Below are 22,955 nucleotides of genomic sequence, written 5' to 3'. Positions count from 1 at the left end.
CCGATGACTACGAAATTCCCCAGCGAAATCGATCAATTCGACAATCCCCTGCCGAACGACAGCCAGGCGAAGGTGCGCTCCCACTCCAGCCAGCATGGCGACGCCAACGACGCGATCGAGGCTGTGCAGCGGAAGGTGGGGGTCGATGGCTCCACTGACGCAGATTCTCTGGACTTCAAGGTGGGAGCGGTCCAAGGGGTGATCGATAGCCTCGGAACTGCTGCCTTCGAGCCTTCCGGTAGTTTCGCCACTGCCGGTCAGGGCGCGCGCGCGGATTCGGCTGTGCAGCCGGCAGAACTCGACAGCACGAAAGACGTTCTCAACGGCCGGATTGATGATCTGGAGGCCGCGCAATCGAGCGATGCGATCTATGAGTCGACTTGGGCCGATCTGGCTGCGAAGACGGGAGCGTTTGCTGGGCAGGGCGCATTCGTCACGAACGATGCAGGTCAGCACACTGACCCGGTGAGCGGGTCGCCGGTGAGCAACGCCGGGCAATACAGCTGGACCGGAACCGCCTGGAAGTGGCTGCGCGCGGATCTGATTGCCACGAAGGCCGACCGCAACCCGACACGGTTCGGAATCGCCAGGGCTACCCGCGGTGCTGATGACGCACTCACGCAGGTGAATGTGACGGAGAAGATGGTCACGCAGGTCCTGCACAACGCGGTCAACGATCCGGTCGGCAATCGGGCTGTCTACTCCGCGTCAGAGGCGGTCGCCGGGCAGCTGGTCAATGCCTACCGGTTCTGGATGAGCAACGTTCCCTTGCTTGGAGACATCACGCTGGAGGTGTACTCGCGTGTGCAGGCGGGAAGCACGTCGGCCTACCCGCCGACCGCGAACGACACCCTGCTCACCCACGTTACGGTGAACGGCGCGGACCTGGCCGACGGCAACGACTGGCAGCATATTGAGTTCCGATTGCCGCAGGCGGTCACCGTTACCGGCTCGGACCTGCTGGTCTGGAAGCTCAGCGCGGCCGGCGGGCTGTCGATCGGCATTCGCAACGATGCTCCCGGCATCACGCAGTTCCGGCGCGGTTGGTTCGGCAATGCTGGCGGTTCGAGCCAGCTGATCAGTTCGCCCAACCGTTTGGCCTATGAGGCCTACTTCCGTGAGGTAGACAGCATGCTGGCACCGCAGGTTGATGCGCTCGAAGTGCAGGCCAGCGTCATCGATCGCAGTTTCTCGTTGTCCTTCATGGCATCTGCATCAAGGGTGACCAACGAAGCGAGGTATCCACAGACCGACGGTCATTACGCCTGGACGTTCGGAGCGCAGGCTGGTGCTGGCCAGGACATTGCGGCGGGTGCCTCCATTGCCACAGTGGCGCTCAACGTTGAGCTGGCCAGCACAGTGTCCACTCTCCGGCTGCGCGTCTGGTCGCGCCCCACCAATCCCACTACGGCCGGAATCTACCCTGCAAACGACGGAACCGCAGCGCTGATCTACAGCGGCAGCAAGACTGTGGCGGAACTCGGGTTGGTTGCCGCGTCCGGGGTATGGCAGGACCTGCGATTCCCGTTCCCTGCGATTACGACAGTCGAAGGCCAGACCTATCTCTTCGAGGTGTGGGCGTTCACGGGAGCATCGGCGAACATCGGGATTGGCATTACGCGCGCTGCTGACAACGGCTACAACCAACAGCAGCGCGGGTGGTTTCGGGGCTCTTCAGCAATTGGTACCGGCTCGGCGCTCGCCTGGCAGCTGGGCGGTGACGTGTACCGCGTGGCTTCAGAAGACGCAGGCGGGGGAAGCGCAAGCCTGCTGGATGCCTACGATGTCGACGTGGAGGTCTTCGGCCTGTCGGTATTCGTGTCCGGATCCGCTTACGGTGACGGTCGCAGGGTCGGCATCAACGCGGCGCTTTCCGTCACGGCTGCCGCCTCGGGGACCGAGACGAAGGAGGACTACAGTCTCATCTATGACACCGATACCGTGTTCACCAGCATCGCTGGGGTATGGATTGGCCATCGCAACCTGAGTGGCGTATCGGCGGTGCGCAGCGACACCGGCACGCCGTTGACGCTGGGCGCTGACTTCGCCTACCACGTCAATGGCAAGGTGCGCGGCCTGGTGAACGTCGCTGCTTACGATATTGATGTGAGCTACAGCTACAAGCGCGAGCGGTACGACGTGATCCAGATCGATCCGCAGACGCAGGTGGTTTCGGTCAAGGCGGGCGCCGAACGCGACTTCGACGCCATCGAGTATCGCCCCGAGCCGGATGCAGGGCTGGTGCCCATCGGCTACCTGCACGTGGTCGGCAACAGCGTCACCGCGATCAACGCTGGCCAGTTCCAGGGCGGCGTAGTGCGGCGAGGTAGTGAAACCGACTGGCAGCAGCTGCTGATGCACAACCGCGCCTGCCTGCGCCGGGTGCTGGGCAAAGCGGCGCGCGGTGAGGCGATCACGGTGGCCTCCTATGGCGATTCGATCACAGCCATCCAGACCGGCAATGTCGGATACACCGCCAACGGGCCTGGCCGGGACCGCCCCGAGACCTACCTGGGATATGTGCCGGCCGACACGGTGGCCGCGCTGCCGAAGTACGATTTCGGGGACGGAGCGGGACGGGTACACGTGAAGATCAGCGCCCCTTGGCACTTGGTGGCCGCGCTGGAAGAGCTGAGCGGCGCCGGAGTAACCCATCTGAACTTCGGGATCGGCGGCACCAACAGCGCCGACACGATCAATAACGGCCTGTACCCAGACCGCCTGGCGCCGATGCTGGCGTCCGGTGCGGACCTGCTGCTGATCCACTTCGGCATGAATGAGCTGGGACAGACGGCCACGCTCGCGCGGGTGAAGAGCATTGCCCAGCAGGCCCAGACAGCGGGAATGGATGTGGTCATCATGTCCGTGCCGCGCCGCAACTCGGTGGATGGTCCCACGTTGTCCGGCTGGAACTACACCAATCGGGCTCTGTGGCGCGCAGCGATGGAGTCTGGGAGCGCATTCGTTCCGCAGCATTGGATCGGGCGGGATGACCAGCTCGGCGGCATCGGCGCGGCTCCAGAGTCGCTGGCGATGGCCAACCTCATCAACCACCCGGGCCCGGCGGAGTTCGCGCGGTACGGTCAGGTGCTGGTTGAATCGGTACTGGGGTGATCGCAGAGGGGCCGTGCAGAGCACATGCTCGGTCCCTCGATCAGGCAACCTGCTGCAGCAGGTCCTCGCGGTTGTTCCGCGGCGTGTTCACTGCGCGGCTGACGCGGTAGGCCTCCATCGCCGGCGTCTCGCTGGCCAGCAGCATGGCCATGGCGTCGTCGGGGCTGGCTGCCATCCACTCATCGATCTGGCTGGCCTGCAGCCAGACCGGCATGCGGTCGTGGATGTCGGCTGAGACGCCGCTGCTGTCGCCGGTGATGATGGTGAAGGTCCCCAAGTTGCCGTCGGGCAGCAGTGGGCTGGTGTCCTCCCACAGCCCGGCGGCCAGCAGCGGCCCGGTGGCGTGGATGAACCACGGGTCCTTCTTGCCGTCCTCGGGACTGACCGACCACTCGTAGTAGCCGGCCATGGGGATCACGCAGCGGCGCTTCTTGAACGCCGCCCGGAAGGCGGGCTTGGTGGCCACCGTCTCGATGCGGGCGTTGATGGTCGAGCCCTGCAGGCCTTTGGCCTTGGCCCAGAACGGCAGCAGGCCCCAAGCCAAGCGGGTGACCTGCCGGCCTTCGCCGCGGTCCAGGATCACTGAGGCGCGCTGCGTCGGCGCCAGGTTGTAGCTGGGCTGGATCTCGGCCAGGCCGGGGGCAAGGTCAGCCAGCCCCGGCTGGCCGAAGTCGATCACGGGGAGCTGGACGAATCGGCCGCACATGGCCGGAGGGTAGCCCGGCCTGCCGTGCCCGGGGCGTGTAGGGACAGCCCGACTCGACAGGGCGAGGTTGCCCGATGGCGCCAGTCGTGCCGGGCGGGCATCCTGACCTTGCCGGATCCGGGGCCGCAGGCAGCTCAACCCGGGGGCGCGTGAGCAGCGCCGCGCCGGCACCCATCCCGAACGATTCAGCCAGGTCACCCCCCGCGTTCGCAGGATCTGCGACGGCCGGTCGTATCCTTCCGGCCATGCCGCTCCCCGCCGACTTCCGCTGGACGACCAGGTCCGCCAGCCTGCCCAATGACCCGCTGACCGTGATCGCCTGCCACAGCGTGTGGGTGGTGGCTATGGCCCAGCGGGTGAATGACGGGATCTGGATCGCCTCGCTGGACCGGCATCGGCATGGCCCCGGCGGGCCGTTCCGCTGGTGCAGCAGCTACGAGCAGGGCCGGGCAGGGGCCGAGCTGTGGGTGACCAGGCACGAGGACAGGCTGCGGGAGGATGTGGCCAAGATCCTGGCATGGCAGGAGAAGGTCCGGGGGAACCGGCTGGCCAAGGCCGACCAGGATCCGCCTTTCGGCTGGATCGGGTAGGGGCTTTGGGGCGCTCCGCAACGAGAAACGGCGCCAAGCCACACAAGGGTTTCAGGGCGCCGTTGCAGATGGTGTTGCGGAGCGGGAATCAGGGCGAAAGCCTTGCGCCGCAATGGTTCTTCGTCAGACTTTTAATCTTTTGGTCGAAGGTTCGAATCCTTCACGGCCCACCATTGCATCCAATGACCCAGGTCATTCAGAAAGGCACCGCAATGCGGTGCCTTTTTTGTGGCGCTCGTCCAGGTCAACTACTTCGTCCGCGCATTCTTCGCTTTAGCCGCCGCCGCGTCGGCAGCCTCCTGTGCGGCCGTTGCTGCCGCATTCGCGGAACGAACCGCCTCCACTTGAGCCGCCTCAAAGTCGGCTCGGCGCTGGGCGCTGATTCGGCGTTCCAGTTCTGCCGATGCGACGTAGCTTTCCGGATGCTTCGAGGCGCAGGCCTGCTGCAGTAGCGGGATCGCGCGGTCGGACAATCCCGGTTGAAGGTGGGCTAGCAGGCAGTCCGCATACGCTGCGGATGCTGCGGGAATGCTGCTGGCCTGCGGTGAGCCGGCAGCAAGGGTGATGGCGATCAATACACTCAACATGGGAACCTCCTTGTGAATATGAGCCTGGCGGTGACCAGTCCGTGAGCCAAGGTGCGCGTTGCATGACCATCACCGACTCCATGGTGCTCCAATTCCAGTAGATCGGCAAAGTGCCGCGAACGACAATGTCTCCGGCGGTCTATGCTCAGCGCTTTCCTGGAATGGACCACCCCATGCGTCTGATCGTGCTGTCGCTGTTGTTGTCCGCCATCTCCGCCGCACCCTTGATGGCCGCCGAGCCGGCGCCGTCCGCACAGGCCGCCGCCGCAACCCCGCTGGTCATCGGCGAGACCTTCACCATTGAATCGAAGGCGCTGGGCGAAACCCGCCGCATCAATGTCTACCGCCCGCAGCCGTGGGGCCTGGACCCGAAGGCGGCGTTGCCGGTGCTGTACATGGCCGATGGCGGCATCGGCGAGGACTTCCTGCATGTGGCCGGGCTGGTGCAGGTGCTGAGCGGCAACGGCAGCATGCGTCCGTTCCTGCTGGTCGGCATCGAGAACACCGAGCGCCGCCGCGACATGACGGGCCCCAGCAGCGACCCGCAGGACCAGAAGATCGCGCCCCGCATCGGCGGTTCAGCGGCCTACCGCAGCTTCCTGCGCGATGAACTGATGCCGCAGGTGCGCCAACGCTACCCGACCACCGACGAGCGCGCGCTGATCGGTGAATCGCTGGCCGGCCTGTTCGTGGTCGAGACGTTGCTGCAGGAGCCGACACTCTTCAACAGCTACATCGCGCTGGACCCCAGCCTGTGGTGGAACCGGGGCACGATGTTGGCCGCTGCGGCCAAGCAGTTGCCGGCGGTGACGCGTGCGCAGCTGCGTGTGTTCCTGGCCAGCAGTGGGCAGCCGGAGCTGGCTGCGTCCGCCGCGCAGTTGGCCACGCTGCTGCAGCAGGCGTCGCCGTCGCCGCTGGTGAAGCACCTGCCACTGCCGGAGGAAACCCACGCGACGATCTATCATCCGGCCGCCTTGCAGGCACTGCGCACGCTGTTCCCGGCGCCGCCGCAGGCCTCGCCCTGATCCGGCGTGGCACTGCACCGCATGACGTGTGAGGATGCGGTAGCGGCGCCACCCGGGTGCGTCGCCCGCAATGGGAGAGCGTGGATGCAGCGTGTGCGTGGATGGAGTGTGGCGGCCTGCCTGGCCGTGAGTGGCTGTGCGATGTCGGTGGCGCCGCCGGCAGCGCAGAGTGAAGCGAAGGAGAGCGCGGCAGCCGCTGCGCCAGGCGTGGTGCTGCCGGATACGGAAGCGTTGCGCATACATGACCCCGTGGGCCGCGACTATCCGATCTGGGTGGCGCTGCCGGCCGACTATGCCGCGCACCCTGAAAAGCACTATCCAGTGCTGTACGTGACCGATGCGCTGTACAGCTTCCCGCTGGTGCGCAGCGTGCGCAATCTGGTGGGGCAGCAGGGCGTCAACATCGAGAATTTCATCCTGGTCGGTTTGCCGCCGCAGGAAGGCCTGACTTCAAAGCAGAGCCGCTCGCGCGACTACACGCCCAGCAATCCGGCGCGCACGGTCGATGGCTATTACAGTGATGACGTCACCTACGGCGGTGCCGCGCACTACCGTGATTTCCTGGCGACACAGGTGCTGCCGATGGTCGATGCGCGTTATCGCACCGATCCCGCCCGGCGCATGTTCGCTGGTCATTCCTATGGCGCGCTGTTCGGCGCCTATGTGCTGACCACTCAACCGGACATGTTCAGCACCTACATCCTGTCCAGTCCTTCGCTGTGGTTCGACCAGCTTCTGCTGCCGCGCATGCAGGATGCCGCAGTCATCCCGACGCAGCCTACGCGCGTGCTGCTGTCGGTGGGCAGTTACGAGACGGACAAGCCAGGGCCGCGTTATTCCACCGGCAACGACATGCTGAAGCAGACCGCGGACTTCACTGCCCAGCTGAAGCGCACGGGGCGCAAGTTGAAGGTGGACAACGTGGTGATTGACGGCGAGGACCATCTTACGGTCTACCCGCAGGTGATCACTCGCGCACTGCTGGAGGTGATGCCGGGTGAAGGGCCGTACACCGGCGGTTGATGGGGGGCTGCATCCACGCATGGCGTGGATCTACCGGTGGTGTTGACGCGGATCCATGCCGAAGAGAAACGGAATCAGTAGATCCACGCCAGGCGTGGATGATTGCCTCAGGCCGCGCTGGCCTGCGGCGGCGGTATCAACGTGGCATCCGCTGCGTGCCGGAAGCACAGCCGGATGGCGTCGAGCAGCTCGCTCATGCTGTACGGCTTGGGCAGGAAGTGGATGCCGGCGCGCAGCTGCGGCAGCACGCGGTGCTGGTCCATGCCGGAGGTGACCAGGATCGGCAGCTGCGGCAGGTGCTCACGCACGCGGTTGGCGGTTTCGATGCCGCTGATGCCGCCCAGGCAGACGTCGGTGAACAGCAGGTCGAACGGTTCACCGGCGTTGAGCAGGCCCAGCGCGGCCTCGGCGCTGCTGACAGCGGTGACCTGGCAGGCCTGGCTTTCCAGGGCGAGGCGACTGAGTTCCTGGGTTTCCTCGGCGTCCTCGATCAGCAGGACGCGCGGTTCCACAAAGCGCTTGGACAGCAACATGACGCGGCAACTCCGGACAACAGGGGGAGCGAAAGGCGCGCAAGTATGCGCAAGCCGGTAGTGAGCCCGGCGTGCACGGCAAGCTAAGTGGGCGTTACAGCTGTCCGCGCCGTTGGCGGCGCACGTGCCAGGCCAGCATCGCCACCGCCAGCAGCGCGGTGCCGATGCGCAGGCTGGTGGCCTGCCAGCCGAGCGCGACGGCGTCGTCAAGGCTGAACACATTCCAGGCCAGGTTCATCGAAACATGCAGGACCAGGCCGCACCACAGGGTGTCGCCGTCGAGGTGGTCAAGCCAGGCGAAGATGAAGCCGCCCACGGCGATCACTGCGCCGACGAACAGCGCGATGCCGCCACCGTCGAACCCACCGAAGCCCAGCCAGTGCACCATGCCGAACAGCAGCGCCTGCGGCAGCGCGAGCAGCGGCCACGGACCACGCACGATCTTCACCAGCAGCACGAAGCCCAGGCCGCGGAACAGCACTTCCTCGGCCAGTGGGAACAGCACGGCCAGCATCGTGGCGTCCAGCGCGGTCAGCGCGGTGTTCGGGGTGCCGAGCATCGCCAGGCCCAGCCAGCACGGCAGGCTGGCCAGCAACACCCACATCGGGCCGCCCCAACCATTCCCGCGCAGCCCGAGGCTGCCCAGCAGGCCCATGCCACGGGGCCGCAGCAGCGTGGCCAGCAGTAGTGCCACCAGCACCGCCAGCGCGTTGTCCAGCAGGCTGCCGCCGTAGGGTATGGGCAGGGCGGGAATCGGAGTCCCTGCGGCCGCAGCGATATCGCGCAGATTCAGGCCCAGGCCAACGCCCAGCAGGACCAGCAGCAGGCGCGCGGCGGTGGGCAGGCGGGACAACGCGGTCATGTACGCACTCCCTGCGGAACAGGGGCCCAGTGTGTGCGACTGCCGCCGCATCGGCACGCGTCGGAAGTCCCTGTGCCATCGGTCATGCGTTGCCGCACAGTCATCACCGCACAGGTACAGTCGATGCAGGACCGACAGGAGCAATGCCGATGCTGTGCCCCGTGTGCAAGACCCAGACCCTGCAGATGGCCGAACGCCATGGCATCGAGATCGACTATTGCCCCGGCTGCCGGGGCGTGTGGTTGGATCGTGGTGAACTGGACAAGATCATCGAGCGTGCCGGTGCCGGTGCCGGTGCGGCCGTGCCGCCGCCCGCGCCTGTACAGCAGCATCCGGCATCCTCTCCGCCGCCGGTGATGCACCGTGATACCCGCCACTTGGGCCAGCGCTACGAGGACAATCGGGGCCACGGATACAAGAAAAAGAAGAAGGACAGCTTCCTGTCGGAGCTGTTCGACTTCTAGGCGCTTCGCGCTTTTTAGAGTCGAGCCATGCTCGACTCTACAGGTTAGGTGCAGTCGAGCATGGCTCGACTCTACAGGTTAGGTGCAGTCGAGCATGGCTCGACTCTACATGGAGCGCGTGATCACGGCCGCCGCAGGATGAACTCGCGGTCGTGGGTGTCGCCGACGATGAAGTCGTACTCGCCAACCTTGCTGCAGCCGTAACGCGCATAGAAGCGCTGTGCGCCGAAATTCTCTTCCCACACGCCCACCCACAGGGTGCGGCGCTGCGGCTGGTCCAGCCAGGCCATGAACGCGTCCATCAGGCGTGCACCATGGCCGCCGTTCTGGTGTGCGGCCAGGATGTAGAACCGCTTCAGTTCGATGTCGCCCTCTCGTGCATCCGTGTGCGGCAGGGTGTTGGCACCGGCGGCCAGATAGCCGACCACGGCGTCACCGTCCATCAACAGCCAGATGGCACTGCGTGGATCGGACAGTTCGATGCGCTGCGGCTCGCTGCTGTAGTGCGCCTGCAGGAAATCGTGCAGCTCCTGCGGCGGATAGGAATCGCCCCAGGTTTCGTTGTAGGTGGCAATCGCGATGGCCGACAACGCGTCGACGTCGGCAAGGGTGGCGCGGCGGATCTGCAACGACATAGCGGTGCCTGCATTGGAACGTGGCGCAGTGTAGCCGGCCCCGGCGGCTGCCGGGGCTGGCCATTGCTCACGATCTGCTGCTCAGAACCACATGCGCACGCCAGCCACCCAGCGCGTGTCGCGCGCGTGGTCACCGGCATAGTCGGCGGTGTCACCAAACGTGCGTTCGTGGCTGATGCCGATGTAGGGCGCGAAGCGGCGGCTGAACTCATAGCGCAGTCGCAGACCGGCTTCGACCTTGTTCAGGCCACGACCGATGCCGTACTCCTTCTCGTCCTTGGCCGCGACGGTGGCTTCCAGCAGCGGCTGCAGGATCAGGCGATTGGTCAGCAGCACGTCGTACTCGACTTCGGCCTTGGCCAGCACCTGGCCGCCGGAGCCCATGTACAGCGTGGTCGAGCTCTCGAACTTGTACGGCGCCAGGCCCTGGATGCCGACGGCCGCCCACGTGCGCGAGTCGGCCGGGCGGAAGTCCTGGCGCACGCCGACCAGCACGTCCCACCATGGCGACACGCTGCGGCCATACAGTGCTTCCAGTGACGACGATTCCGTGCGGCCACGGCTGCGTTCGCCATCGGTGCGCAGCCACAGGCGGTTGATGTTGCCGCCGATCCAACCGGTCGCCTCCCAGGCCTGACCATTGCTGCTCTTGCCATCCCAATGTTCCAGACGGTCGATCAGCAGCAGGCTGTTGATCTCCGGCGCATGCTCCATCGCACCGTGGGCGATGGGCGGGAAGGCCGCGGCGCGGTCGGCGTCGGTCGGCACCGGGATGGGTTCGCGCGGTTCGGTCGGTGCAGGCGATCCGTGGCCCATCGCGGCGTGGTCCATCGTGGAATGATCCATCGTGGAATGGTCCATCGTCGCCGGCTGCCTCGCGCCATGGTCCATCTTCGAGTGGTCCATGGCTGAGTGGTCCATCGCACCCGAATCCATCTTCGAATGATCCATCTTCGAATGATCGACCGGTTCGACCGGTGCCTTCACGGTCTTCGCGGGCGGATCCATCGCGGCCATGTCGTGACCAGCGTGCGACTGCGCGAACACGGGCAATGCAGCGGCCAGGCCCAGGGCCAGCAGGCTGGGGGAAAGCAGTGAGCGGCTCATTCTTCGATCCTCACTTCGCGCATCATGCCCGCTTCCATGTGGTACAGCAGATGGCAGTGGTAGGCCCAGCGGCCGAGTGCATCGGCGCGCACGCGATAGCTGCGGCGGGTGCCCGGCGGCATGTCGATGGTGTGCTTGCGCAGCTGGAACTCGCCCTGTGCGTTTTCCAGATCGCTCCACACGCCGTGCAGATGGATCGGGTGCTGCATCATGGTGTCGTTGACCAGCACGATGCGCATGCGCTCGCCGTAGTTCAGCCGCAGTGGTTCGGCGCTGGCAAACGGGATGCCATCGAACGACCAGGAGAACTTCTCCATGTGTCCGGTCAGGTGCAGTTCGATCTCGCGGCTCGGCTCGCGGCCATCCGGGTCTTCGAACAGGCTGCGCATCGCGCCGTAGGTCAGCACCTGGCGGCCGTTGTCGCGCAGGCCGATGCCGGGGTCGTCCAGCTTCGGTTCGGAGGCCGAGCTCTGCATGTCCACCAGCGGGTTGTTGCGTTCGCTGGCGGGGTGCTTCGGTGCCTTGCTGGCGGCATCGCCGCCGCCGTGCGCGCCGTGGCCCATGCTGGCGCCGCAGCCACCTTCCATGCTTTTCATCGCGGCCATGTCGTGACCGCCGTGGCCACCACTGCCCATGTCGTGACCCATGTCGCTCATCGTCAGCAACGGACGTGGGTCGCGCGCGGGAATCGGTGCCTGCAGGCCATGGCGAACCGCCAATGTTCCGGCGGCGTAGCCGGTGCGGCCCATGTCCTGGCAGAAGATGGTGAAGGCGTCCTGGCCGCTCGGTTCGACGATCACATCGTAGGTTTCGGCCGGGGCGATGCGGAACTCATCGATGCTCACCGGGTGGATGTACTGGCCGTCGGCAGCGACCACGGTCATCTTCAGGCCAGGAATGCGTACGTCGAAGTAGGTCATCGACCCGCCATTGATGAAGCGCAGCAGCACCTTCTCGCCGCTGCGGAACAGCCCGGTCCAGTTGCCGGCCGGGGCGGTGCCGTTCATCAGGTAGGTATAGGTGTGCGCGTTGATATCGGAGATATCGGTGGGCGTCATCCGCATCCGGCCCCACATGCCACGGTCGGACAGCGCCGCCGACCAGCCGTCGCGTTTCGCGTCGCGCAGGAAGTCGGGCAGGGTGCGCTTGTAGTAGTTGTCGTGCTCGGCCAGCTTCTTCATGCGGCGGAACAGCGCGCCCGGGTCCATGTCGGTCCAGTCCGACAGCATGATCACGTGCTCGCGGTCGTGGTGGTACGGCGCCGGTTCGGCCGGGTCGATGATCAGCGCGCCGTACAGACCAGCCTGCTCCTGGAACATGGAGTGGCTGTGGTACCAGTAGGTGCCCGACTGCTTCAGCTCGAAGTGGTAGTGGTAGGTCTCACCAGGGCCGATGCCGTTGAAGCTCAGGCCGGGCACGCCGTCCATGTTGGCGGGCAGCAGGATGCCGTGCCAGTGGATCGAGGTCGGGTGGCGTTCCAGCGTGTTGCGCACGAACAGGTCGACGGTCTGGCCTTCGCGCCAGCGCAGGATCGGTGCCGGCAGCGAGCCGTTGACGGTGATCGCCGGGCGGGTGCGGCCGGTGAAATTGGCCAGCGATTCGCCGATGGCCAGTTCGATGCGGGTGTCGCTGAGCACGGCGGGGGCGCCGGCCAGCCGTGGGGCGGCCGTGGCGGCGGCGAGCGCGCGCTGCGGCACGCCGACAGCGGCGATGCCGGCAACCACGCCGCCGGCGGCCAGGCCCTGCACGAACAGGCGGCGCGACGGCATGGGCACAGCGCCCGGACCGGGGGGAATGCGGGTATTCATGGTGGTGACTCCAGACACGTAAAGACGCCGGCAGGCGGCCGGCTGCGGTGCGCAGGGCGCACGGTGCGTGTGGAATCAGCCGATGGGAGGACGCGAAATCGGCGGCAGCGGCGGCGCCGGACGGCCATTGGCCGGCATCGGCTGCGGGGCCAGCGACAATGCCGGGCCGGCCATGACCGGCAACGGCAGCACTACCAGCAGCGGGTGCTGGGCACAGCTGCGCACGCAGTCCTTGATCTGGCAATGAGCGTCATGGGCGGGGGCCTTGGCCTGCGGAGCCTCGTCGGCCTGCATGCCGGCGTGGTGGTGGCAGTCGGCGGTGCCGCCGTCAACAGCAGTGGCTGCGGCGTGGGCCATCCGGCCCATTTCCTCGTGACCGCTGGCCATGGCCGCGTTCAGCCCGTTGAGCAACAGGCTGAGCATGAGCACGACACGGAGCAGGGTCGAGGCCAGGGACATGACGCTAATCTAGCTGCAAGCGGGCGCGGATGCACTTCCGGCTGAATGGCCGGTTCAAGGTTGGACCAGCACCAATGTAGAGCCGCTACCCTTCTTCGCGCACGATCTCGACCAGGCGCGGGCCGTAGCGGCTCAGCTTGGTGCCACCGATGCCGCCGACCCGTGCCAGTTCATCCAGGCTGGTCGGGCGCTGTTCGGCGATGTTGCGCAGGGTGCTGTCGTGGAAGATCACGAAGGCCGGCACGTTCTGCTCGCGCGCCAGCTCGGCGCGCAGGCCGCGCAGGGCGTTGAACAGGGCCAGATCCTGCGGCAGCACCGACAGCCCGGTGCGCTGTGCGCTGCGCTCGCGGCTGCTGGTACTGCTGGCCGGATCGCGGCGCATGCTGATCTGGCGGCGGCCGGTCAGCACGTCGCGGCTTGCATCGGTCAGGCGCAGGCCACCGTGGCCCTCGCTGTCCACTTCCAGCAGGCTGGCGGCGACCAGCTGGCGGAACACGCTGCGCCAGGTGCGCGCGTCGAGGTCGCGGCCGATCGCGTAGGTGCTGAGCTTGTCGTGGCCCTGCTGCTTCACCTTTTCGTTCTCGCTGCCGCGCAGGACATCGATCAGGTGGCCGACGCCGAAACGCTGGCCGCTGCGATAGACACAGCTCAGCGCCTTCTGCGCCGGGATGGTCGCGTCCCAGGAGGCGGGCGGGGTCAGGCAGTTGTCGCAGTTGCCGCAGGGCTGGGGATAGGTCTCGCCGAAACCGGCCAGCAGCACCTGGCGGCGGCACTGCATGGATTCGCAGTAGCCCAGCAGGTGGTCCAGCTTGGACCGCTCCAGCTGCTTGCGCTCTTCGCCGGCTTCGGACTGCTCGATCATCTGCTTGAGCAGCACGACGTCGCCCAGGCCGTAGCACAGCCAGGCCTCGGCGGCCTCGCCATCACGGCCGGCGCGGCCGGTTTCCTGGTAGTAGCCTTCCATCGACTTGGGCAGGTCGGTATGCGCGACGAAGCGCACGTCCGGCTTGTCGATGCCCATGCCGAAGGCGATGGTGGCGCACATCACGATGCCGTCCTCGCGCAGGAAGCGGCGCTGGTTGCTGGCGCGTACTTCCGGTGGCAGGCCGGCATGGTAGGGCAGGGCGTTGAAGCCCTGGCCGCAGAGGAATTCGGCGGTCTCTTCGACCTTGCGCCGCGACATGCAGTAGACGATGCCGGCCTCGCCGCGGTGGCCGCGCAGGAAATCGGTCAGCTGCTTGCGGGCGTTGTCCTTCTGCACCACGGTGTAGCGGATGTTGGGGCGGTCGAAGGAGCTGACGAAGTGGCGTGCTTCCTGCAGATCGAGGCGCTCGGCGATCTCGCGCTGGGTCGGCGGATCGGCGGTGGCGGTGAGCGCGATCCGCGGGATCTGTGGCCAGCGCTCGTGCAGCACGGTCAGCTGGCGGTACTCGGGGCGGAAATCATGGCCCCACTGCGACACGCAGTGCGCTTCGTCGATGGCGAACAGGGCGATCTGGCTGCGCGACAGCAGCGACAGGAAGCGGCCGGTCAGCAGGCGCTCGGGGGCGACATAGAGCATGTCCAGCTCGCCGGCGAGCAGTTCGCGCTCGACGCGGCCGGCGGTCTCGGCGTCCAGGGTCGAGTTCAGGTACTCGGCACGCACGCCGAGCTGGCGCAGGGCTTCGACCTGGTCCTGCATCAGCGCGATCAGCGGCGAGATGACGATGCCACAACCGTCACGCAGCAGGGCCGGCACCTGGTAGCAGAGCGACTTGCCACCGCCGGTGGGCATCAGGACCAGGGCATCGTGACCGGCAGCCACATGCTCCACGATGTCCTGCTGGGGACCACGGAAATCGTCGTAACCAAAGACGCGTTGGAGCAGGTCGTGCGCGGGACGGGAAGCCATCCGGCTAGTTTACCCCGGCGGGGGGGGCTCGGCAGGGCTGCGCCCCGCACCTGCTACAAGCCAGAGCAACGTCAAAGGCAACAGCCGGCTCTGGGGTGATCCGTGGGTTGGCGGGGCGGTGTCGGATTGCGGGGACGCCGCAAGTACGTCCGTGTAGGCTTGGCAGCCGCATCCATGCGGCTGACACCCCGCAATCCGACACCGCCCCGCCCTCGACAGGTTCACGCGGCTGTTGGTAGGTGTCGACCTTGGTCGACACATCTGTCAGATATCGAATGAATTCATCCGTGTCGACCAAGGTCGACACCTACCAGAGCGGACGCTGTCCCGGCAGATCGCGAAAAACTGTCGAAGGCGGGGGGTGTCCGGTTGCGGGGGGCGTGAGCGCCATGGATGGATTTACGGCGTCCCCCGCAACCGAACCCACCCCGCCAACCCACAGATAGCCAGCTTCTGCTCTGGCTCTGGCCTTGGCTTCAAGGCCTCTGCGGGTGCAGGGCGCAGCCCTGCCGAACACCCCCAACCCTTACTGCAGCAGCGAGCGCAGCATCCAGGCGTACTTCTCGTGGGTCTGCAGGCGCTGGGTCATCAGATCCTCGGTCGGGGCGTCTTCACCCTTGGCCGCCACGTCCAGCACTTCACGTGCCGTACGGCAGACCGCTTCGTTGGCGACCACCAACTGGCGTACCATTTCACGCCAGTCCGCACTGTCGGTCAGGCCCGGTTCCTCGGCGATCGAGGTCAGCGCAGCGAATTCCCGGTAGGAGCCCGGGGCATTGAAGCCCAGCGCGCGGATGCGCTCGGCCACGTCGTCCAGTGCCGCCCACTGCTCGGTGTACTGCGTCTCGAACATGGTGTGCAGCGAGTTGAACATCGACCCGGTCACGTTCCAGTGGAAGTTGTGCGTTTTCAGGTAGAGCGTGAACGCATCGGCCTGGAAACGCGACAGACCGTCGGCGATCTTCTTGCGGTCGCCCTGGGTGATCCCGATATCGATGTTCGGCGCCGACGGTGCCGCCGCTGCAAGCTTCTGCTTGCCGGTCTTGGCCTTGGTCGTGCTCTTGGTCTTCGCCATGGGGTTCCTCCTTGTGGAATCGTTGGCCTTCACAATAAACCGGTCGTGATGACTGGTCGCTTTCAAAGTTTTGAACGAACCGATTGATGAACTCTATCGATAAAAATCCATCGCCCCGCCTGCGCCAACAGCGCGCCGCCATCGACGGCGCCATGAGCCGCGACCGGGGCCGTTTGCTGGGGATGCTCTCGCGTTGCCAGGCCAAGCCACAGGATGCGGCACTGGCCGCCACTTTCGAGCAGGCCTTGCAGGCGTCGGTGCAGCGCCGGATGACACGGGCGCAGCAGCAGCCGTCCATTACTCTGGACCCGCAGCTGCCGATTGCGCGTGAAGCCGACGCCATCATCGGGCTGATCCGCGACCACCAGGTCGTGGTGATCGCTGGTGAAACCGGCTCGGGCAAGACCACCCAGCTGCCGAAACTGTGCCTGGCCGCAGGCCGTGGCCAGGCCGGCATGATCGGCTGCACCCAGCCGCGACGGATTGCCGCACGTGCGGTGGCCAGCCGCGTGGCGCAGGAACTGCAGAGCGAACTGGGCCAGCTGGTCGGCTACCAGGTGCGCTTCAACGACAAGGTCAGCGAAGACAGCCGAATCAAGTTCATGACCGACGGCATCCTGCTGGCGGAAATCGCCAGTGACCGCTGGTTGTCGAACTACGACACGATCATCGTCGACGAGGCGCACGAACGCAGCCTCAACATCGACTTCCTGCTGGGCTACCTGAAGCAGCTGCTGCGCAAGCGCCCGGACCTGAAGCTGATCGTCACTTCGGCCACCATCGACACCGAACGCTTCGCCCAGCATTTCGACAATGCGCCGGTGATCAGCGTTGAAGGCCGCACCTACCCGGTGGAAGTGCGCTACCGCGCGCTGGAAGGCGAGGGCGAGCAGGAGGGCGAGCGCACCGTCAACGACGCCATCGTGTCGGCCATCGACGAAATCACCCGTCTGGATTCGCGCGGCGACGTGCTGATCTTCCTGCCGGGCGAGCGCGAGATCCGCGATGCGCACCAGTCGCTGGAACGCCGCAAGTACCGCAATACCGAGGTGCTGCCGCTGTACGCGCGCCTGTCCAACCAGGACCAGGACCGGGTGTTCAACCCCGGCCCGAACCGCCGCATCGTGCTGGCCACGAATGTGGCGGAAACCTCGCTGACGGTGCCACGCATCCGCTACGTGGTCGATCCGGGCTTTGCCCGCGTCAAGCGCTACAGTCCGCGCAACAAGCTCGACCGTCTGCACATCGAGCCGATCTCGCAGGCTAGCGCCAATCAGCGCAAGGGTCGCTGCGGCCGTATCGCCGAGGGTATCTGCTACCGCCTGTACGCCGAGGCCGATTTCCAGGCGCGGCCCGAGTTCACCGATCCGGAAATCCGCCGCTCCAGCCTGGCCGGGGTGATCCTGCGCATGCTGCAGCTGGGCCTGGGCCGCATCGAAGAGTTCCCGTTCCTGGAAGCGCCGGACGAGCGTGCGGTGGCCGATGGCTGGCAGCAGCTGACCGAACTGGGCGCGATCGACGCCGAGCGGCGCATGACCACCATCGGCAAGCAGATGGCACGCCTGCCGGTGGACGTGAAGCTGGCGCGCATGCTGGTGGCCGCGCAGGCTGCCGGCTGCCTGCGGCCGATGCTGGTGATCGCCTCGTTCCTGGGCATCCAGGACCCGCGCGAACGCCCGCCGGAAGCGCGTGGCGCGGCCGACAGCGCGCATGCGCAGTTCGCCGATGGGCGGTCCGAATTCGTCGGCGTGCTGCGCCTGTGGGATGCCTATCGGCAGGCTCACGAAGACCTGACCCAATCCAAACTGCGCGACTGGTGCGGTCGCCATTTCCTCGGTTTCCTGCGCATGCGCGAATGGCGCGAGCTGCATCGACAGCTGCGCCTGCTGTGCGAAGAACTGGGCTGGAAGGAAGAGGCCAACGAGGCCTCGATGGCGCCGTTGCTGGCTGGCAGCAGTGCACCGGCCCCGGCGCGTGATGATGCCGCCGCAGTGAAAGCCACCCGAGGCCAGCTGCACCGTGCCGCGCGCCTGGCCCGCGAAGGCAAGGCCGAGGCGGCCCCGGCGCCGGTAGCCGTGCGTGCGCAGAAGGAACAGGCACCGGTTGGCGGCGGTTTCAGCGAACGCGTGCGTGCCGCTGCGTACCAGACCCTGCATCGGGCGCTGGTGGCGGGCCTGCCGACGCAGATCGGCCACCGCACCGAGAAGGGAGATTTCCAGGCGCCACGCCAGCGCCGCTTCCTGCCGTTCCCGGGTTCGGCGCTGTCCAAGCGGCCGCCGCCGTGGCTGCTGGTGGCCAACCTGCTGGATACGCAGAAGGTGTGGGGCATGACCCTGGCGGCGATCGAGCCGGACTGGGTCATCGCCGAACTGCCGCACCTGCTGCTGCGCAAGCACTTCGATCCGCACTGGTCGCGCGCGCAGGGCCAGGTGCTGGCCTCCGAGCAGATCAGCCTGTTCGGCCTGGTGCTGGCGCCGAAGAAGCCGGTGCACTACGGTCGCATCGCGCCGGGCGAAGCGCATGACATCTTCGTGCGCCAGGCACTGGTGACCGGTGAGATCAACACCCGCGCCAGCTTCGTGGCCGACAACCAGAAAGTGCTGGAGATCGCCCGCGAGGAAGAAGCCAAGCTGCGCCGTGCTGGCATCGTTGCCGACGAGGACTGGCAGGCGCGCTGGTACCTGGACCGGGTGCCGCCGCAGATCCATTCGGCGGCGGGTCTGGACACCTGGTGGAAGGGGCTGGCGCCGGAACTGCGCAAGACTCTGCACTGGTCGCTGGTCGATCTGTTGCCGGGTGAGGGCAGCGAACAGGAGCGTTACCCGAAGTACCTGCCGCTGGGCCAGGCGCGCCTGCCGCTGCATTACCGCTTCGAACCGGGTGCCGACGACGATGGCGTGACCCTGGACGTACCGCTGCACCTGCTCAACGCACTGGACCCGGTGCAACTGGGCTGGCTGGCGCCGGGTTTCGTCGCCGACAAGGCCTCGGCACTGATCCGCAGCCTGCCCAAGGCGATGCGCCGCAACTACGTGCCGGCACCGGACTTCGGCCGCGCGTTCTACGAGGCGTTCCCGCAGCCCAGCGCCGATGCCATTACCGGCGAACTGGCGCGCTTCCTGTCACGTGCGACCGGCGCAACGGTGACCGCGCTCGATTTCGAGCCTGGTTCGATCGAACCGCACCTGCACATGAACCTGCGGCTGCGCGACGAGCAGGGCAAGGTGCTGGCGACCTCGCGCGATCTGGACGCACTGCGCGCGAAATTCGGTGGTCGTGCCGGCGATGCGTTCGCTGCACGCGCTGGGCGCGAGATGGCCGCCGATGGCCTGCGCACGTTCCCGGCCACGCCGATTCCGCTGCAGGTACCCGGTGAAGCAGGCGTGCCGGCCTATCCGGCGCTGCTGGACGAGGGCGACAGCGTGGCGCTGCGCATCTTCGCCGGTTGCCAGCAGGCGCAGGAGACCCATCCGCTGGGCGTGCGCCGGCTGCTGGAGATTGCCCTGGCCGAGAAGGTGAAGCAGGCGCGCAAGCAGCTGCCGGTTGGTGCCAAGACCGGCCTGTTGTATGCGGCGATCGAGTCGCAGGAGCGCCTGCGTGGCGACCTGGTCGATGCGGCGATGAACGCGGTGCTGGCCGAGGGCCTGGAAGACATCCGCGATGCGGCGGCCTTCGAACAGCGCCGTGAGCATGCGGCCAAGGCGTTGTTCGGCGAGGCCATGTCGCGGCTGAAACTGGCCGAGACCATCCTGGCGCTGGTGGCGGAACTGAAGCCGATGCTGGAAGCACCGTTGATGGGCTGGGCACGCGGCAATCTGGACGACATGGAAGCGCAGCTGGTCGGGCTGATCCATCCCGGCTTCCTGCGCGACACGCCGGCCGACGCGCTGGCGCAGTACCCGCGCTATCTGAAGGCGATGATCCTGCGCACCGAGCGTGCCAAGCGTGATCCGCCACGTGACCAGGCACGCATGCTGGAACTGCATCCGTTCCTGGAAGCGCTGGCAGCGGGGGAGCAGCAGGGACTGCGCGAGCGCCCGCAATGGCAGGCGCTGCGCTGGGATCTGGAAGAGCTGCGGGTGTCACTGTTCGCGCAGGAGCTGGGTGCGCGCACCGGCATCTCTGCGAAGAAGCTGGCGCAGCGGGTGACCGCATTGCGCCAGGCGTGACGTCGTTGCTGCAGAGCCGAGCCCACGCTCGGCTCTGCAGCAAGGTCACGGCGTTACTTGGTTCGGCGCACCTTCGGCTGGGTGTTCACGCCGTCGACCTTCAGGTACCACACGCCCATCACACCGGGCTTGATGCTGACGGCGGGGGACTGCTTGCGCACACCGGCCAGGGTGCTTGCATCGGTCTGCTCCCATTCCTGGCCGTTGTCCAGCACGTAGACGCGGCCCTTGCCGAAGCCGCGGAACTCGCCCTGCAGCACGCCGGTGATCGGCTCGCTGCTGCCGAAATCGAAGAAGCCGCGATTCTTCACGATCACTTCCTGACGGCCTTCCTCGCGCGCCGTTTCCCGTACGGCCGCAACCGCCTGGGTGGTGGCCGCTTCGACCTTGCCCTGCAGCCAGCGGTTCAGCGTGGCCAGTTCCTGCGCGTTGAGCTTGTCCAGGCCGGCCGCCTTGAACTCGGCCGGTGACATCTGCTGCTGCAGGTCACCCTCCACCACGCGCTGGGCCAGCGCAGGCGCCGACAGGGACAGCAACAGTGCGGCACAGGCCAGCAGCCGTAGGCGGAAACGCGGGACGATCGAGGACATGTCGGGACTCTCCTGGGTTTGCCCGCGAGTGTAGCGGCATGTCTTCATGCCGGGTGATGGTGGCCGCGGTGATTGTCCCTGAACGGCGCCGGCGCTAGTGTAGGGGCCTCTGTCTTGCCTGCTCGATGCTGTGAACCGCGCTTCCGTCCCCGGCCTGGATGCCTTGTTGAACCGCCCCTCGGCAGCCGTGCTGCCTGCTCCGCTGCGCCAGGCCCTGCGCGGGCACTGGGAAGCGCCGGACTGCGACCATCAGATGCGCGCCAGCTGGTCGGTGCTGGGCGACACCCTCGACGCACTGGCGATGCTCTCGGCCGACGAAGGCGCGGTGGTCGCGGCCCTGCTGTTCGATCTGCCCGGCCTGCGCGCCAGCCTGGAGCAACTGCCGCTGGGCAACCACAAGGCCGCAGTGATCGGCCTGCTGGATGGCCAGGATGCGGCCGATCCGGTGTGGGCGCTGCACGCCGGCCGCGAGGCCGGGCGCAACAGCGAGGGCCTGCGCCGCCTGCTGCTGGCGATCATCCGTGACCTGCGCGTGGTGCCCATCCTGCTGGCGCGGCAGCTGGCGCGCATGCGCGCGGCCGACAAGCTGGACGACGAGCAGCGCCGCGCGCTGGCGCAGCTGACCCGCGACATCCATGCGCCGTTGGCCAACCGCCTGGGCATCTGGCAGTTGAAGTGGGAGCTGGAGGACCTGGCGTTCCGCCACCTGGAACCGGAGACCTACCGGCGCATTGCGCGGGAGGTGGACGAAACCCGCATCGCCCGCGAGCGTTACGTCGAGAACGTCAAGAAGGTGCTGTCGCGCGAACTGGTCGCGCAGGGCATCAAGGCCGAGGTCAGTGGCCGCCCGAAGCACATCTACAGCATCTGGCGGAAGATGCAGAAGAAGCGGCTGGCGTTCGACCAGCTGTACGACATCCGTGCGGTGCGCGTCATGGTCGACGATGTCGCCGCCTGCTACGCCGCGCTGGGCGTGGTGCATGCACTGTGGGCGCCGGTGCCCAGCGAGTTCGACGACTACATCGCCCGGCCCAAGGCCAACGACTATCGCTCGCTGCATACCGCCGTGGTCGGCCCGGAAGGGCGCACCATCGAAGTGCAGATCCGTACCCACGAGATGCATTCGCAGGCCGAGCTGGGCGTGGCCGCGCACTGGAAGTACAAGGAAGGCGGCAAGGGCGCGGAGAAGTCCTTCGACCGCAAGATCACCTGGATGCGCCAGCTGCTGGAGCAGGCGCAGGACGGGCAGGGCAATGAACTGGCCGGGGCGCTCGATGCCGAGCTGACCGAGGACCGGGTCTATGCACTGAGCCCGAAGGACGAGGTGCTGGACCTGCCGCAGGGCGCCACACCGCTCGATTTCGCCTACCAGGTGCACACGATGGTGGGCCACCGCTGCCGTGGTGCGAAGGTCAATGGCCGTATCGTGCCGCTGACCTACCGCCTGCGCAGCGGCGACCGCGTCGAGATCCTGACCGGCAAGGAGGCCGATCCGCGCCGCGACTGGCTGATGCCGGCCAACGGCTTCCTGGCCAGCAACCGCTCGCGCGAAAAAGTACGCAGCTGGTTCCACAAGCTGGACCGCGCGCGCAACGTGCAGGCCGGGCGCGAACTGCTCGAGCGCGAGCTGAAGCGTCTGGGCCTGCAGCATTCTGATCTGGCGGTGGCGGCGAAGAAGTTCCATGCCGACAGCGTTGACGACCTCTACATCCAGGTGGCGCTGGGTGACACCGGCCCGAACCAGGTCAGTCGTACCCTGCTGGAAGCCGAACGTGCAGCGAGCCAGCCGGCGCCCGTGCCAGCCCTGCCGCGGCCGACCGCGCGCCGTGAGAACCTGGGCAAGTCCAAGTTCACCGTGCAGGGCGTGGGCAACCTGCTGGTGCAGCTGGCGCGTTGCTGCCAGCCAGTGGCCGGTGAACCGATCGTCGGCTACCTGACCCGTAGCCGGGGTGTCACCGTGCATCGTGCAGACTGTGCCGCGCTGGCCCGGCTGGCAGCCACCAGCCCGCAGCGCATCCTGCCGGTGGAGTGGGGCCAGGCCGGTGGCGGCTACGAAGTGGACGTGGTGGTCACTGCAGTCGACCGCCGTTGGCTGCTGAAGGACATCACCAACCTGATCGCCCAGGAAGACGCCTACGTGCTCGACATCCACAGTGACAACGTGCGCAACAGTGGCCGTGCCCACCTGCGCCTGCGCCTGAAGGTGAGCGACTACGGCCAGCTGTCGACCCTGCTGGGCAAGCTGGATGCGCTGCCCGGCGTGAGCGAGGCGCGTCGCCTCGGCTGAGCTTCACGCTGCCCCGGCTACCCTGCACGC

The 22,955-nt window shown here is 66.8% G+C and carries 18 protein-coding genes; 7 read left to right on the top strand and 11 right to left on the bottom strand.

Features of this window, described 5'->3' with window-relative positions; genetic code table 11:
- The first annotated feature begins 3 nt into the window (after positions 1 to 3).
- Positions 4 to 3,114: an SGNH/GDSL hydrolase family protein gene (locus ACZK2R_RS17605; RefSeq protein ID WP_478487446.1), complete on the top strand. Its 3,111-nt coding sequence runs from the start codon at positions 4 to 6 to the stop codon at positions 3,112 to 3,114.
- A gap of 40 nt (positions 3,115 to 3,154) precedes the next feature.
- On the opposite strand, the gene ACZK2R_RS17600 is transcribed toward ACZK2R_RS17605, so the two are convergent.
- A complete protein-coding gene (locus ACZK2R_RS17600) occupies positions 3,155 to 3,820 on the bottom strand; it encodes an SOS response-associated peptidase (RefSeq protein ID WP_478487444.1) in 666 nt (221 codons plus the stop codon).
- A 245-nt stretch (positions 3,821 to 4,065) separates the two neighbouring features.
- Between ACZK2R_RS17600 and ACZK2R_RS17595 the strand changes: the two genes are divergently transcribed.
- Positions 4,066 to 4,410: a hypothetical protein gene (locus tag ACZK2R_RS17595; RefSeq protein ID WP_478487442.1), complete on the top strand. Its 345-nt coding sequence runs from the start codon at positions 4,066 to 4,068 to the stop codon at positions 4,408 to 4,410.
- A gap of 248 nt (positions 4,411 to 4,658) precedes the next feature.
- Here ACZK2R_RS17595 and ACZK2R_RS17590 read toward each other — a convergent pair whose 3' ends face one another.
- The gene (locus ACZK2R_RS17590) at positions 4,659 to 4,997 is read right to left on the bottom strand and encodes a hypothetical protein (RefSeq protein WP_180837836.1); all 339 of its coding nucleotides are present in this window, start codon (positions 4,995 to 4,997) and stop codon (positions 4,659 to 4,661) included.
- A gap of 173 nt (positions 4,998 to 5,170) precedes the next feature.
- Between ACZK2R_RS17590 and ACZK2R_RS17585 the strand changes: the two genes are divergently transcribed.
- Positions 5,171 to 6,022, top strand: coding sequence for an alpha/beta hydrolase (locus ACZK2R_RS17585; RefSeq protein WP_180837837.1), 852 nt, complete (start codon positions 5,171 to 5,173; stop codon positions 6,020 to 6,022).
- Between the two features lie 84 nt (positions 6,023 to 6,106).
- Entirely contained in the window at positions 6,107 to 7,045 is a 939-nt protein-coding gene (locus tag ACZK2R_RS17580) for an alpha/beta hydrolase (protein WP_180837838.1), read from the top strand.
- Positions 7,046 to 7,152: 107 nt separating this feature from the next.
- Here ACZK2R_RS17580 and ACZK2R_RS17575 read toward each other — a convergent pair whose 3' ends face one another.
- Entirely contained in the window at positions 7,153 to 7,578 is a 426-nt protein-coding gene (locus ACZK2R_RS17575; RefSeq protein WP_049400506.1) for a response regulator, read from the bottom strand.
- Positions 7,579 to 7,672: 94 nt separating this feature from the next.
- Positions 7,673 to 8,440, bottom strand: a complete 768-nt coding sequence (locus tag ACZK2R_RS17570) for a CPBP family glutamic-type intramembrane protease (protein ID WP_180837839.1) — start codon at positions 8,438 to 8,440, stop codon at positions 7,673 to 7,675.
- 149 nt (positions 8,441 to 8,589) lie between these two features.
- Here ACZK2R_RS17570 and ACZK2R_RS17565 point away from each other — a divergent pair, with 149 nt between their 5' ends.
- On the top strand, positions 8,590 to 8,904 hold the full coding sequence (locus ACZK2R_RS17565; RefSeq protein ID WP_032128518.1) for a TFIIB-type zinc ribbon-containing protein: 315 nt from the start codon (positions 8,590 to 8,592) through the stop codon (positions 8,902 to 8,904).
- Positions 8,905 to 9,026: 122 nt separating this feature from the next.
- On the opposite strand, the gene ACZK2R_RS17560 is transcribed toward ACZK2R_RS17565, so the two are convergent.
- The 6 genes from ACZK2R_RS17560 to ACZK2R_RS17535 all read right to left on the bottom strand — a co-directional run bounded on the left by ACZK2R_RS17560 (position 9,027) and on the right by ACZK2R_RS17535 (position 15,879).
- Positions 9,027 to 9,539: a GNAT family N-acetyltransferase gene (locus ACZK2R_RS17560; protein WP_180837840.1), complete on the bottom strand. Its 513-nt coding sequence runs from the start codon at positions 9,537 to 9,539 to the stop codon at positions 9,027 to 9,029.
- Positions 9,540 to 9,620: 81 nt separating this feature from the next.
- Entirely contained in the window at positions 9,621 to 10,646 is a 1,026-nt protein-coding gene (locus ACZK2R_RS17555; protein WP_180837841.1) for a copper resistance protein B, read from the bottom strand.
- The gene (locus ACZK2R_RS17550; protein ID WP_032128515.1) at positions 10,643 to 12,454 is read right to left on the bottom strand and encodes a copper resistance system multicopper oxidase; all 1,812 of its coding nucleotides are present in this window, start codon (positions 12,452 to 12,454) and stop codon (positions 10,643 to 10,645) included. The genes ACZK2R_RS17555 and ACZK2R_RS17550 overlap by 4 nt, the downstream gene beginning before the upstream one ends.
- Positions 12,455 to 12,529: 75 nt before the next feature.
- On the bottom strand, positions 12,530 to 12,913 hold the full coding sequence (locus ACZK2R_RS17545) for a CopL family metal-binding regulatory protein (protein WP_071229586.1): 384 nt from the start codon (positions 12,911 to 12,913) through the stop codon (positions 12,530 to 12,532).
- 85 nt (positions 12,914 to 12,998) lie between these two features.
- Positions 12,999 to 14,804, bottom strand: a complete 1,806-nt coding sequence (recQ, locus tag ACZK2R_RS17540) for a DNA helicase RecQ (RefSeq protein ID WP_180837842.1) — start codon at positions 14,802 to 14,804, stop codon at positions 12,999 to 13,001.
- Positions 14,805 to 15,330: 526 nt separating this feature from the next.
- Positions 15,331 to 15,879, bottom strand: coding sequence for a Dps family protein (locus tag ACZK2R_RS17535; RefSeq protein WP_125892792.1), 549 nt, complete (start codon positions 15,877 to 15,879; stop codon positions 15,331 to 15,333).
- An 86-nt stretch (positions 15,880 to 15,965) separates the two neighbouring features.
- Between ACZK2R_RS17535 and hrpA the strand changes: the two genes are divergently transcribed.
- Positions 15,966 to 20,048 (top strand): ATP-dependent RNA helicase HrpA, encoded by a 4,083-nt coding sequence (hrpA, locus tag ACZK2R_RS17530; protein ID WP_180837843.1) that lies wholly within the window; start codon positions 15,966 to 15,968, stop codon positions 20,046 to 20,048.
- 53 nt (positions 20,049 to 20,101) lie between these two features.
- Here hrpA and ACZK2R_RS17525 read toward each other — a convergent pair whose 3' ends face one another.
- Positions 20,102 to 20,638, bottom strand: coding sequence for a hypothetical protein (locus tag ACZK2R_RS17525; RefSeq protein WP_032130197.1), 537 nt, complete (start codon positions 20,636 to 20,638; stop codon positions 20,102 to 20,104).
- A gap of 130 nt (positions 20,639 to 20,768) precedes the next feature.
- Here ACZK2R_RS17525 and ACZK2R_RS17520 point away from each other — a divergent pair, with 130 nt between their 5' ends.
- Positions 20,769 to 22,925, top strand: a complete 2,157-nt coding sequence (locus tag ACZK2R_RS17520) for a RelA/SpoT family protein (RefSeq protein WP_125892796.1) — start codon at positions 20,769 to 20,771, stop codon at positions 22,923 to 22,925.
- Positions 22,926 to 22,955 lie beyond the last annotated feature (30 nt).

The organism is Stenotrophomonas sp. 96582_Sma (assembly GCF_056480905.1).
The sequence above is the reverse complement of the archived record's forward strand: the minus strand, read 5'-3'. Positions and strand labels throughout refer to the sequence as shown.

What these genes read in the sequence shown, in the direction of transcription:
- ACZK2R_RS17535 (WP_125892792.1), bottom strand. Translation starts at nt 15,879, where the DNA reads ATGGCGAAGACCAAGAGCACGACCAAGGCCAAGACCGGCAAGCAGAAG.
- ACZK2R_RS17525 (WP_032130197.1), bottom strand. Translation starts at nt 20,638, where the DNA reads ATGTCCTCGATCGTCCCGCGTTTCCGCCTACGGCTGCTGGCCTGTGCC.
- ACZK2R_RS17565 (WP_032128518.1), top strand. Translation starts at nt 8,590, where the DNA reads ATGCTGTGCCCCGTGTGCAAGACCCAGACCCTGCAGATGGCCGAACGC.
- recQ (WP_180837842.1), bottom strand. Translation starts at nt 14,804, where the DNA reads ATGGCTTCCCGTCCCGCGCACGACCTGCTCCAACGCGTCTTTGGTTAC.
- ACZK2R_RS17560 (WP_180837840.1), bottom strand. Translation starts at nt 9,539, where the DNA reads ATGTCGTTGCAGATCCGCCGCGCCACCCTTGCCGACGTCGACGCGTTG.
- ACZK2R_RS17575 (WP_049400506.1), bottom strand. Translation starts at nt 7,578, where the DNA reads ATGTTGCTGTCCAAGCGCTTTGTGGAACCGCGCGTCCTGCTGATCGAG.
- ACZK2R_RS17590 (WP_180837836.1), bottom strand. Translation starts at nt 4,997, where the DNA reads ATGTTGAGTGTATTGATCGCCATCACCCTTGCTGCCGGCTCACCGCAG.
- ACZK2R_RS17600 (WP_478487444.1), bottom strand. Translation starts at nt 3,820, where the DNA reads ATGTGCGGCCGATTCGTCCAGCTCCCCGTGATCGACTTCGGCCAGCCG.
- hrpA (WP_180837843.1), top strand. Translation starts at nt 15,966, where the DNA reads ATGAACTCTATCGATAAAAATCCATCGCCCCGCCTGCGCCAACAGCGC.
- ACZK2R_RS17585 (WP_180837837.1), top strand. Translation starts at nt 5,171, where the DNA reads ATGCGTCTGATCGTGCTGTCGCTGTTGTTGTCCGCCATCTCCGCCGCA.
- ACZK2R_RS17605 (WP_478487446.1), top strand. Translation starts at nt 4, where the DNA reads ATGACTACGAAATTCCCCAGCGAAATCGATCAATTCGACAATCCCCTG.
- ACZK2R_RS17545 (WP_071229586.1), bottom strand. Translation starts at nt 12,913, where the DNA reads ATGTCCCTGGCCTCGACCCTGCTCCGTGTCGTGCTCATGCTCAGCCTG.
- ACZK2R_RS17595 (WP_478487442.1), top strand. Translation starts at nt 4,066, where the DNA reads ATGCCGCTCCCCGCCGACTTCCGCTGGACGACCAGGTCCGCCAGCCTG.
- ACZK2R_RS17550 (WP_032128515.1), bottom strand. Translation starts at nt 12,454, where the DNA reads ATGAATACCCGCATTCCCCCCGGTCCGGGCGCTGTGCCCATGCCGTCG.
- ACZK2R_RS17580 (WP_180837838.1), top strand. Translation starts at nt 6,107, where the DNA reads ATGCAGCGTGTGCGTGGATGGAGTGTGGCGGCCTGCCTGGCCGTGAGT.
- ACZK2R_RS17570 (WP_180837839.1), bottom strand. Translation starts at nt 8,440, where the DNA reads ATGACCGCGTTGTCCCGCCTGCCCACCGCCGCGCGCCTGCTGCTGGTC.
- ACZK2R_RS17555 (WP_180837841.1), bottom strand. Translation starts at nt 10,646, where the DNA reads ATGAGCCGCTCACTGCTTTCCCCCAGCCTGCTGGCCCTGGGCCTGGCC.